Source organism: Gordonia sp. NPDC003376, from assembly GCF_053589235.1.
In genome coordinates, this window is sequence record NZ_JBSFRM010000014.1 from 6238 (window position 1) to 17569 (window position 11332).

General features: G+C 69.4%; 11 protein-coding genes. 8 read left to right on the plus strand and 3 right to left on the minus strand.

Translation table 11 applies throughout. From position 1 onward, the window contains the following. Positions 1-748 precede the first annotated feature (748 nt). Complete coding sequence (locus ACWDUA_RS15050) at positions 749-1009, minus strand: PLDc N-terminal domain-containing protein (RefSeq protein WP_449751805.1); 261 nt, start codon at positions 1007-1009, stop codon at positions 749-751. Positions 1010-1091: 82 nt separating this feature from the next. Between ACWDUA_RS15050 and ACWDUA_RS15055 the strand changes: the two genes are divergently transcribed. Together ACWDUA_RS15055 and ACWDUA_RS15060 are read left to right on the plus strand one after the other, a co-directional pair. After that, a complete protein-coding gene (locus ACWDUA_RS15055; protein ID WP_449751806.1) occupies positions 1092-1547 on the plus strand; it encodes a MarR family winged helix-turn-helix transcriptional regulator in 456 nt (151 codons plus the stop codon). Between the two features lie 74 nt (positions 1548-1621). Next, entirely contained in the window at positions 1622-2896 is a 1275-nt protein-coding gene (locus tag ACWDUA_RS15060; protein ID WP_449751807.1) for an MFS transporter, read from the plus strand. A 127-nt stretch (positions 2897-3023) separates the two neighbouring features. Here ACWDUA_RS15060 and ggh read toward each other — a convergent pair whose 3' ends face one another. Next, entirely contained in the window at positions 3024-4364 is a 1341-nt protein-coding gene (gene ggh / locus ACWDUA_RS15065) for a glucosylglycerate hydrolase (protein WP_449751808.1), read from the minus strand. A 97-nt stretch (positions 4365-4461) separates the two neighbouring features. On the opposite strand from ggh, the gene ACWDUA_RS15070 reads away from it, so the two are divergent. Beyond that, positions 4462-5139, plus strand: coding sequence for an SDR family oxidoreductase (locus ACWDUA_RS15070; protein ID WP_449751809.1), 678 nt, complete (start codon positions 4462-4464; stop codon positions 5137-5139). Between the two features lie 119 nt (positions 5140-5258). On the opposite strand, the gene ACWDUA_RS15075 is transcribed toward ACWDUA_RS15070, so the two are convergent. Continuing rightward, positions 5259-5654: a nuclear transport factor 2 family protein gene (locus tag ACWDUA_RS15075; protein WP_449751810.1), complete on the minus strand. Its 396-nt coding sequence runs from the start codon at positions 5652-5654 to the stop codon at positions 5259-5261. A gap of 183 nt (positions 5655-5837) precedes the next feature. Between ACWDUA_RS15075 and ACWDUA_RS15080 the strand changes: the two genes are divergently transcribed. The 5 genes from ACWDUA_RS15080 to ACWDUA_RS15100 all read left to right on the plus strand — a co-directional run bounded on the left by ACWDUA_RS15080 (position 5838) and on the right by ACWDUA_RS15100 (position 11152). Continuing rightward, positions 5838-6872: a hypothetical protein gene (locus ACWDUA_RS15080; RefSeq protein ID WP_449751811.1), complete on the plus strand. Its 1035-nt coding sequence runs from the start codon at positions 5838-5840 to the stop codon at positions 6870-6872. Next, the gene (locus tag ACWDUA_RS15085) at positions 6869-7555 is read left to right on the plus strand and encodes a DUF4129 domain-containing protein (protein ID WP_449751812.1); all 687 of its coding nucleotides are present in this window, start codon (positions 6869-6871) and stop codon (positions 7553-7555) included. The genes ACWDUA_RS15080 and ACWDUA_RS15085 overlap by 4 nt, the downstream gene beginning before the upstream one ends. A gap of 74 nt (positions 7556-7629) precedes the next feature. Then, positions 7630-8868, plus strand: a complete 1239-nt coding sequence (locus ACWDUA_RS15090; protein WP_449751813.1) for a DUF4350 domain-containing protein — start codon at positions 7630-7632, stop codon at positions 8866-8868. Beyond that, positions 8865-9860: an AAA family ATPase gene (locus ACWDUA_RS15095; RefSeq protein ID WP_449751814.1), complete on the plus strand. Its 996-nt coding sequence runs from the start codon at positions 8865-8867 to the stop codon at positions 9858-9860. The genes ACWDUA_RS15090 and ACWDUA_RS15095 overlap by 4 nt, the downstream gene beginning before the upstream one ends. Beyond that, the gene (locus ACWDUA_RS15100; RefSeq protein WP_449751815.1) at positions 9860-11152 is read left to right on the plus strand and encodes a DUF58 domain-containing protein; all 1293 of its coding nucleotides are present in this window, start codon (positions 9860-9862) and stop codon (positions 11150-11152) included. Before ACWDUA_RS15095 ends, ACWDUA_RS15100 begins: the two co-directional genes overlap by 1 nt. Positions 11153-11332 lie beyond the last annotated feature (180 nt).

An 11332-nucleotide genomic window follows, 5' to 3' on the forward strand; every position in this document is an offset into this window, starting at 1 on the left:
GGGAGGTGGCCACAGCCGAAGTGGTCACCCGCCGACGTCGGCCGGCGGAGGTTTCGACACGACTTGTCGCTGCGCTCCGCGTCGGCTCAACCATCGGGCACCGGTGGTCGCGTGACGACGTCAGCCGACCGAGGTTTCGACACGACTTGTCGCTGCGCTCCGCGTCGGCTCAACCATCGTGTGGCCATTGGTGGTTGAGCGGGACGTCCTCGCGCAGCGAGGCCGCCCGGCCGTCGAAACCCGGTGAGGTTGCGTTGGGAGGTGGCCACAGCCGAAGTGGTCACCCGCCGACGTCGGCCGGCGGAGGTTTCGACACGACTTGTCGCTGCGCTCCGCGTCGGCTCAACCATCGTGTGGCCATTGGTGGTTGAGCGGGACGTCCTCGCGCAGCGAGGCCGCCCGTCGTCGAAACCTCGGTGAGGTTGCGTTGGGAGGTGGCCACAGCCGACGTGGTCACCCGCCGACGTCGGGCGGCGGAGGTTTCGACTCGACTTGTCGCTGCGCTCCGCGTCGGCTCAACCATCGTGTGGCCATTGGTGGTTGAGCAGGTCGTCCTCGCGCAGCGAGGCCGCCCGTCGTCGAAACCTCGGTGAGGTTGCGTTGGGAGGTAGCCACCTCCGACGTGGTCACCCGCCGACGTCGGGCGGCGGAGGTTTCGACACGACTTGTCGCTCCGCTCCGCGTCGGCTCAACCACCGGGCAGCACGTCACGTTCGAACAAGGCGTCCCCATCTGCGTCAGCGGGGACTCAGAGTGACCCGATGGACGGTGGCGTCGCGGCCACCGGGGGCGGGGTGTTGCGTCGGCCCCATCGCAGGTAGGCGATCGGCCCGATGAAGTTGACGAAGCTCGCGGCCAGCCATGCCTTCTTGGGGCCGCGCACCTGATCGGCCGAGCGGTGGGCGAGATCCCACAACGTGAGGCCCTGCAGGGCGAACTGGATGGGCACACCGACGCAGAGAATCGCGCGCGATCGCGGCGACAGTGGTCGCTTCTTGGAGGAGCTCACCCGTCCAACCTACCCAGCCCGCTCCGGTGAAACTCGCCACATCGCTTTTATTTAGATTATCGAAGTATTAGAGTATCTAAACATGACCACCGCAGGCTTGGACAGCGTGACGATCGCGAGGCAGATACGGCCCGCGATCACCCGCATGTACCTGTGCTTGCGGCGCCATACCCCGGCCCCCGAGTACTCGGCCGCCCAGGCCTCGGCCCTGGTGACCCTGCTCGACCACGGCGCCATGCGGATGGGCGAGTTCGCCGCCCGCGAGTCCATCCGGATGCCCACCGCGACCAGCGTCGTCGACGGGCTCATCCGCAACGGTCTCGCCCAGCGCTCGCCCGATCCCTCGGACCGGCGCGCCGTCCTGGTGTCGCTGACCGAACACGGCGAAGACACCGTGCGGCGGGTCCGGGACCGACGTGACGACGTACTCGCGCGCGCCGTCGAACAACTCTCCGACGACGACCGCGCCTCACTGGCCGCCGCCGCCCCGGCCCTCCGAGCGCTGCACGCGGCGCTCGAGGGTCAACCCACCGTCTGATCGGGGTACCGCTCGCCGCCGAGCGGTACCCCACAGAAACCGTCCGCACCAGTGCCCGTTTTCGAGGAAGTCGCATGACCGCAGTTGAATCCAGGACGTCGTCCACCGACACCCACGAGGGGCAGTCGTTCCGCCAGACCTTCGCCCACCAGCCCCGCACCGTGTGGATCACCGCCTTCGCCGCGGTGGTCGCCTTCATGGGTATCGGACTGGTGGACCCGATCCTGCACAGCATCGCCGAGGCGCTGAACGCGCCGCCCAACAAGCTGACCCTGCTGTTCGGCGTGTACGTCGGCGTACAGTGCGTGGCCATGCTGATCACCGGGTGGTCGGCGTCCCGCTTCGGCCCCAAGCGCACGCTGGTCACCGGCCTGACCCTGATCATCCTGGCCGCGGCGCTCTCGGTGTTCGCCAGTGATATCGACCAGCTGATCATCTACCGCGTGCTGTGGGGTCTGGGCAACGCCCTGTTCCTGGCCACCGCCCTGGCCTTCATCGTCAGCGAGGCCAAGGGCAGCCACCACGGCGCCATCATGCTGTACGAGGCCGCGCTCGGCGTGGGCCTGGCCGTCGGTCCGCTGATCGGCGCCCTGCTCGGCGAGTGGACCTGGCGCGCCCCGTTCGGTGGCACCGCGATCCTCATGCTGATCGGTGCGATCCTGTGCGCGGCGATGCTGCCGAAGGACGGCCCGGCCGCGTCCCGGGCGAAGGTCCGGCTCGTCGACCCCATCCTCGCGCTGCGCAACCGGACCCTGCTGATCACCTCGATCGGCTCGGCGTTCTACACCGGCGCACTGTTCACCGTGATCGCCTGGGCGCCCATCGCGATGGGACTGCGGCCGATCTACGCCGGCCTGATCTTCTTCGGCTGGGGTCTGCTGACCGCCATCGCCGGTGTGTTCATCGCCCCGAAGCTCGCCCGCGTCGTCGGTCAGCGTGGCGGCGTGATGATCGCCATCGGTACCTACGCCGTGGCGATGATCATCGCCGGTGTCGGCACCGCCGAGCACCAGGTGTGGCTGATCGGCGTCGCCGTGATCCTCTCCGGTCTCCCTTCCGGTGTGCTCAACACCCTGTTCACCGGTGTGGCGATGTCGTCCGGTGACGGCTCGATCCCCCGCTCGGTGTCCAGCGCCGGCTACTCGTTCCCCCGCTGGGCCGGTGCCGCGATCGCCGCGGTGCTCGTGTCCTACCTCGCGGAGTGGTGTGGCACGGTGGCCGCGCCGTGGTGGTTCGCGACCGGCTACTGCATCGTCGCCCTGATCACCGTGAGCTTTGTCCGGGTGGCCTCGGCCGACGATCACCACGTCGATCCGCAGGACGCGTTGGTGGGTGCCGAAGAGTACTGACCCGCCGCATTCCAGACCTCTGTCCGAGGGAAACGAGTCAGGCCCCGCGTCGATCGCCACAACCGGCTGATCCGCGGGGCCTTCTCATATTGTCGTCGGATGGGTGCCGATGGTCGGGCGGCCGGCCTCAGTCCAGCCAGTCGAGCACCGACGCCGCGGTCCAGCTCTGCTGCATGCTGCCCAGGGGTTCACCGGTGAACGGTTCGTAGTATTCGGCGAAGCTGCCGTCGGTGGCCTGCCGCAGACCCTCCTCGCGCAACCTCGCCGATCGCTCGGGCCACCCACGCCGCGCGAAGGCCCAACTGAACAGCCACGTCATCACCGGCCACACCGGGCCGCGCCAGTACTCGCGGGACTTGAAGTCCGGGGAGATCGGCGACGTCGACGGTGGCACCGCGTACCGCAGGTCGGGATGCCCGCAGAATCGTGGACCGTCGAACAGCCGCAGCAACGCCCGCTCCTGATCGCGGGACAACCCGCCGCACAGCAGCGGTGCGAAGATCGCGATGGTCTCGGTGGTGATCCACCGGTTGGCCCGCAGGTCGAAGTCGCGCGCCGCACCGTTGCGTTCGTTCGACGCCGACACGACGCCGTTGCGGAACCGATCGGCCCACGCCCGCAGATCGCGGACGTCGGCGCGCGGCTTGGAGTAGTCCTCGCCGATCGTGGCCAGCACGTCGCAGGCGAGCGCGAAGATCGCACTGACGAAGACGTCCTCGACGGCGAAGCTCATCGCGGTGGTCAATGTGGTGTCGTCGTAGGCGGCGCGCTTCATCTCCTCGACCAGCCAGATGTAGCGGTCGTACTCGCGATCGGACGGCCGCATCGACAGGTCGGTGACGTGGGCGAGGTCGGCGCGCTGATACGGGGGGAGATCGTCGCCCGGGACGACGTTGGCATACGCCGCATCCCAGCGCGGCGAGTTGTCCATCCCCGACTCCCATCCGTGATAGATGGTGATGCGGCCCCGGCCCTGGGGGTCGCGGGCGTGCGCCAGCCAGCGATGCCACCGCACCAGGGCACCCCACCGGCGGTCGAGGAACTCGTCGGCGGCCGCACGGGTCGTACGTCCGTGCCGGCGGGAGTGGTCGAGGATGCGCTGCACCGCGATCGCGTGCACCGGCGGCTGGGTGATGCCGGAGGTGTCGGGGAAGTCGGGGGCGCAGTTTGCCAGACGCGCACACTCCCAACGTCGGGGCCCCGGGAAGTAGCCGTCGCGGCCGTTGGCGAACACGATGTGCGGGATCATCCCGTTGCTCCACTGTGCCGAGAGCAGGGTGTCCATCTCGATCACCGCGCGCTCGACGCTGAGCGGGGCCAGACCCACCGTCACAAACGCCGCATCCCAGCTCCACATGTGCGGATACAGCCGGGGTGCGGCACTGGTCATCGTGCCGAGGTCGTTGCCCCGCAGCAGGTACGCGGCACGGGCCGCGAGCTGCGTCTGGGTGAATCCGTTGCGCGCCACGCGTAGATTCTGCCCCGCCCGGGCCGTGCCTGCCGTCTGAGCGTGCGGCCCCCGGCGGGGCCCGAAGAGCGCGCCGCCGGGAAGTAGGCTCGCGATCGTGTCCACCGCATTGATCACCGGCGCCTCCCGCGGGCTCGGCGCCGCCATCGCCCGACAGCTCGCCCCCACCCACGACCTGATCCTGGGCGGTCGCGGATCCGACGCCCTCGACGGCATCGCCGCCGAACTCGGGGCGTCGACCTTCACCGCGGAGCTGACCGATCACGACGCCGTCGTCGCGGCGGCCGAAGGGATCGGCCGGCTCGACGTGCTGGTGCACAACGCCGGTGTCGGGAGCACCTTGCGCCCGGTCGGCGAGACACCCGCCGAGGAGTGGCGGCAGCTGCTCGAGGTCAATCTGATCGCCGTGGCGGAACTGACGCGCGTGCTCCTGCCGGCACTGCGCGCCGCGAACGGTCACGTCGTGTTCATGAACTCCGGCGCCGGGCAACGGGCGAAGTCGGGCTGGGCGGCGTATGCCGCGAGCAAGTTCGGGCTCCGGGCGCTGGCCGATGCGCTACGCCTCGAGGAGCCGGAACTCCGGGTCACGTCCGTGTTCCCGGGACGCATCGACACCGACATGCAGCGCGAGCTGATCGCCATCGAGGGCCAGGACTACGACCCGATCGCATTCCTCGAGCCCAGGACGGTCGCGAGAGCGGTGGCACAGGCCGTGCTCACCCCCGCCGACGCCCATCCGACCGACATCGTGCTGCGCCCGACCGGACGGCGCTGACCACCGCCGAATCACACCGACGTTGTTCTACGTGAAACAACGAACCTCTGGTTGAGGTTGACAGTTGCGGGGAACCCGCACTCCCCCTTGCGATCTGAATGATGACGCGAGAGTATCCATCAGAGCTGCTTGAGATCCGACGGCTCCCACACCGCGCGCATCGTCGCGATCTTGCCGTCGGCATCGAAGACCATGATGTCGACGGGGGTGATCTCGAACCTCAGCCCGGAGGTTCCGGTCACGAGGGTGAACTCGAAGACCGCGGTGTCGCCGGCGACCCGCTTCCACGCGAGGGTGGCGGTGCGCTCGTCCATGCCGGTGATCACCGAGTAGAACTCGACGAGCTGTTCGCGGGTGTCCCGGATGTCGGCGCCGATCGGGTCCTCCACGGTCGCGCCGGACGCGTACAGGTCGGCGATCTGCTCGGCCGTACCCGAGGTCAGGTAGTCGATGTAGGCCTCGACGGTGGCGTTGATCTTCTCCGACAGATTCGCGGTGTCCGACTCGACGGTCATGGGGCTCCCCCTCCAGGAAATGAGAACGTGTTCTAGTTTGACCGTAGCAGGCGGTCCGCCGTCATCCGGGTGATCGATCCGAATGCGCCGGGTCCACCCCACCACCGGCGATCGGTGATTGGATGGGGGACGCCGACTCGGATGCAGGGGACATCCGGCGGTCAGACCATCGGAGGGACACCCATGACCTACTCGTCCGGGGAGGGACTCACCCCGCCCGAGTGGTCTCCGGTCCCGGAAACGCCCGCGCCCGGTTCCGCCGTTGCCGGACCTGCCGTCCCCGGACCGCAGTGGGGTACGGGAATCGGTGCGCCCCCGCCTCCTCCGGCGTGGCAACAGCCGACCCCGGCGCATCGGCCCGGCATCCTGCCGCTGCGACCGCTCGGTGTCGGCGACATCATCGCCGCGACCTTCGCGACCCTCACCCGCAGTCCCCGACAACACTTCGCGATCGGTGCCGCGGCCACCGCGATCATGCTGGCCGTGACCATGCCGGCGGTCGCCCTCGCGGTGGCCGTCACCGACGGCGAGATCACCGTCGAGTCCTGGCTGGCCGCCCTCGCCGGCACCCTCGACAACCACGACCTCATCGCGCTGGTGATCATCGGGCCGGTGGCACTCGTGGTGTTCGCCGATGCCGCCGGGTTGTGGGCTTCGTGGCCGCAGTTGATCGGCACCCTGCGCCGTCGGTTCACCGCGATCGTCGGGACGACGGTGCCGTTGTTGTTGCTGGGGCTGAGTCCGGTGCTGGTGGGGACCGTCGTCGTCGACCGGCTCCCGGACACGCCCGGCGGGCTCGCGGCGATCATCGTGCTGTCGGCGGTCACCTTGGTCGGCGTGGTCGTCGGGCTCGTCCGCCTCGGACAGGCCCCGGCGGTTGCGGCCACCGAGAGTCTGCGCCCGGGCGCTGCCCTGCGGCGGGCGGTGGCCTTGTCCGGCACGGGTTTCTGGCGATATCTCGCGGTGTTCGTGTTGCTGGCCATGATCTGTGGCGCCATCTCGTGGGTGCTGCAGGTCGGGGTCTTCGCCGTCGGCGAGGTGTGGGAGATCCCGCCGGTCGTCGATTCCGCACTCACCGGTGTCTGTGCCGTCCTCGACTCGGTGCTGCTCACTCCCCTGGTGGCCGGCGCATTCGCGGTGATGGGCATCGATGCGCGCATCCGGCGTGAGGGATTCCAGGTGCAGCTCGCCGACTGGGCTGCCGGGAGTACACGATGAGCGTGCTGTACTCGGTTGTGGCCGAGGGCCTCTCACCGAGCAACGACGAGGCCCGGCAGTGGGCGCGGGACGAGTTGTCGTCGCCGACCTACCAACCGGCCCCACCGAGTTGGCTGGACCGACTCTCCGACAGCCTGTCCCGCTGGCTCGGTGCGCGTGTCTTCGAGGCGATCTTCGGTGACAACACCTGGTCGATCGTGTTCGCGGTGGTGATCGGGGTGCTGGCGATCGCACTCATCGGCTATTCGTTGCGGTTTGTTCGACGTCGGCGAAAGGCAGCCCCGACGGTGAACATCGAGCCCGTGCTAGGCGCAGAGGCGTTGTCGGCCAAGGCATTCCGGGTTCGTGCCGAGCAACAGCTGGCCGCAGGCGACTTCGACGGGTGCGTCCGCGACGCGATGCGGGCGCTCACCCGACGCAGCGCGGAACGCTCCCTGCTCACCGACGCCCCGTCGCTCACCGCCCACGAGGTGGCCGTGCGACTGCGGGCACCGTTCCCCGCACATGTTCACGAACTCCGTACCGCCGCAGGACTGTTCGACGCGGTGGCCTACGGCGGCCGACACGCCACCGAGGTGCAGGCGCGGTTCGTCCTCGACCTCGACGCTGCACTGAAGTCCGCGCGGACGGCGGGTACGGGGGCCGAGGACGTACTCGACGCCGGATTCGCGGTGCCTCGATGACCGCCCCGGCACCCGCTCCGGCACCCCGGTCGTCGCCTCCCCAGTCCTCCACTCCCCAGTCCTCCACTCCCCCGGTGTCGGCCGCACCCCGACCGCGCCGGCGCATCGGCCTGTGGATCGGCATACCGGTGATCGTGGTGCTGCTGATCGCGGTGATCGTCGCGATGATCGCGCTGGTCGGCGGAACCGCAGCCCGCGACAAGGGAAACCACAATCTGTTGGACCCCGAGAACTACGGTGCCCCCGGCACGAGCGCGCTCGCCGCGATCATCGCCGACCACGGGGTGGACGTGAAGATCGTCCGCGGACTGTCCGACCTGCGGGTCACGCCGAGACCCGACGAGCACACCACCGTCGTGGTCTCCAACACCGCCGTGCTGCGGTCCGACACCGCGCAGGCCTTCGACGAGCGCGTGCACGGAGCCGATCGGATCGTGTTGCTCAGTCCGAGCACCACCACCTTGAGCCTGCTCGACTGGCCGATCGACGGTGATCGTGACCCGGGGATCGTGCCGCCCGGTGATTCGGTCACCGCCGGCTGCAGCGCACCCGGGATCGCGACCGACGACGCGGTGACCGCCCAGTCGTATGGGTACCGGGCCGTCGACTCGGGCTCGTCGCCGGCCGACGTACACAACTGTTTCCGGGTCGGCGACGCCGCGCAGGTCGCGATCGCACCGGCGCCGCTCACCGGTCCCGACCGGGTGGCCCTCAACGCCACCATGACCACCAACGAGCAACTCGAGCAGTTCGACAATGCCGGTGTCTCCGTGCGGCTCCTGGCCTCCACCGACCACATCCTCTGGTACGTCCCGCAGGCCGACGACGTCGCCTCCGCGTCCGACGAAGAGTCCATCCTGCCGCGATTCGTCGGCCCGATGTTCCTGCTCGCGTTCTTCGTGGTGGTGGCACTGGCCTTGTGGCGCGGACGGCGTTTCGGCCCCGTGGCCACCGAACCGTTGCCCGCGGTGGTCCGGGCGATCGAGACGACACGATCGCGCGGGCGGTTGTACCGACGGGCCGCCGACGCATCCCGCACCGCCGCGATCCTACGGATCCACACCCTGGAGCGGATCGGCGGCTATCTGGGTCTCCCCTACGATCCCGGCCGGGCGATCTCGGCGATCGGCGCTGTGCCGGTGGATGATCCCGCGGTGACGACCCTCTGTGACGCCGTGGCCACCCTCACCGGATACGACCCGGGACAGGTGTCGGCACTGCTGGCCGGTCCCCTGCCCACCGACGACGCGGGCCTGTTGACCTTCACCACCGAACTGACCACCCTCGAGAAGGAAGTCCGTCGCACACCATGACTCCCGAGACACCCACCACCGCCTACGCCACCGCGACGGCCCCGTCGAGCCCGCGTGATGCCCTCACCGCGGTCCGCGCCGAGGTCGCCAAATCCGTTGTCGGACAGGACTCGGCCGTCGCCGGTATCCTCATCGCGCTGCTGTGCCGCGGGCACATCCTGCTGGAGGGTGTGCCCGGGGTGGCCAAGACGCTGCTGGTGCGGTCGGTGGCGGCAGCCCTGCAGGTGGAGACCAAGCGGGTGCAGTTCACCCCGGATCTGATGCCCGGTGACGTGACCGGCTCGCTGATCTATGACAACGCGACCTCGGAGTTCACCTTCCGGCCGGGCCCGGTGTTCACCAATCTCCTTCTCGCCGACGAGATCAACCGCACCCCGCCCAAGACGCAGGCGTCGCTCCTGGAGGCGATGGAAGAACGTCAGGTGTCGGTGGACGGCGTGCCGCGACCGCTGCCGGAGCCGTTCCTGGTGGCGGCCACCCAGAACCCCGTCGAGTACGAGGGCACCTATCCCCTGCCGGAGGCCCAGCTCGACCGCTTCCTGCTGAAGGTCACCCTGCCGCTGCCGCCGCGTGATGACGAGATCACCGTGCTGGCACGGCACGCAGCCGGGTTCAACCCGCGCGACCTCACCGGGGCCGGTTTGCGTCCGGTGGCCTCGGGTGCCGATGTGCTCGCCGGTGCCGAGGCGGTCCGGCGCGTGAGTGTGGCACCGCAGGTGCTCGCCTACATCGTCGACATCGCCCGCGCCACCCGGGTGTCGCCGTCGCTGTCACTGGGGGTCAGCCCGCGTGGTGCCACCGCCCTGCTGTCCACCAGTCGTGCCTGGGCGTGGCTGTCGGGGCGCGACTTCGTCACCCCCGACGACGTCAAGGCGCTCGCGCAATCGACTCTGGCCCACCGTCTCACGCTGCGTCCGGAGGCCGAGCTGGAAGGCGTGTCGGTGTCGGCGGTGCTCGACGCCGCGATCACCTCGGTCCCGGTCCCCCGCTGATGACCGTCACCGGTCGGTTCGTCGCGCTGCTCCTGGTGGGCATCGTGCCGGTACTGCTGTTCCCCCACTACTGGGTGGCCCTGTTGTGGGTGTTCGGTTCCATCGTCCTGATGTTGTTCGATCTGGTCGCGGCGGGATCGACCGGTGCGGTGCAACTCCTTCGATTGCCCTCGGCCCCACTGCGTCTCGGCGAGTCAGGAGAGTCGACCGTGGTGGTGCTCAACACCGGTCGACGGCGGTTCCGTGGCCGGATCAAGGATTCCTGGCAACCATCGGCGGGGGCGTCGGACAACACCCACGACGTCGACCTCCCGCCCGGGGAACGCCGCACCGTGTCCACCACGCTCACGCCAACCCGGCGAGGCGATCGACTTGCGTTGCGCGCCACGGTCCGTCGACCCGGTCCGCTCGGTCTGGCCGCCGCCCAACACACCCGGCTACTGCCGGGATCGGTGCGGGCGCTGGCACCGTTCAACTCGCGCAAACACCTTCCGTCGCGGCTGGCTCGTCTGCGCCAGCTGGACGGACGGTCGGCGGTGCGGATCCGCGGTCAGGGGACCGAGTTCGACTCGCTACGTGACTATGTCGAGGGTGATGACGTCCGCAGTATCGACTGGCGGGCCACCGCTCGGCGCAGCTCGGTGGTGGTGCGCACCTGGCAGCCGGAGAAAGACCGCCACATCATCCTCGTGCTGGACACCTCGCGGACCTCGGCGGGGCGCGTCGGTGATGCACCACGCCTGGATGCCGCGATGGACGCCGCACTGCTGCTGACCGCGCTCGCCGCACACGCCGGTGACCGGGTGGATCTGCTCGCCGGCGATCGGATCATCCATCGGCGGGTGGTGGGTGCCGGCCGCACGAGCATCCTCGGCCAGTTCGTCAACGCGATGACCGGTCTGGAACCGGCTCTGCTGGAAGCCGATTGGCCGCTGTTGGCCGCCGAGGTCACCAAGATCAGCCGGCAGCGCGCACTGGTGGTGCTGTTGACCCCGGTTGAACCGGCCGCGGTGGAGGAGTCGCTGCTGGCACCGTTGTCGGTGCTGGCACAGCGGCACAAGGTGATCGTCGCATCGGTCCGCGACCCGGCGCTCGACGAGATGGCCGGGCGCCGCGATGACGCCGAGGAGGTCTACCAGGCTGCGGCCGCGGCACGGACATTGACCCTGCGGGCCCGCACCGAGACTGCGCTCGGACGGATCGGGGTGGACGTCGTCGACGCCGAACCCGAGGCGTTGCCTGCTGCGCTGGCCGACCGCTACCTGGCGCTCAAGTCGCGGGGATTGCTCTAGTCCGCGCCCGGTCTCAGAGCGACCACTCCGGAGGCGGTCACGTCCCGAGCGCGGCCGACAGAGGTTTCGACACGCCTCGTCGCTACGCTCCTCATCGGCTCAACCACCAACTGCCACTCGCTGACTGAGCCGCGACCGAGCACCACGAGGACCCCAGTCGACATCCCCACAGCACGCGCC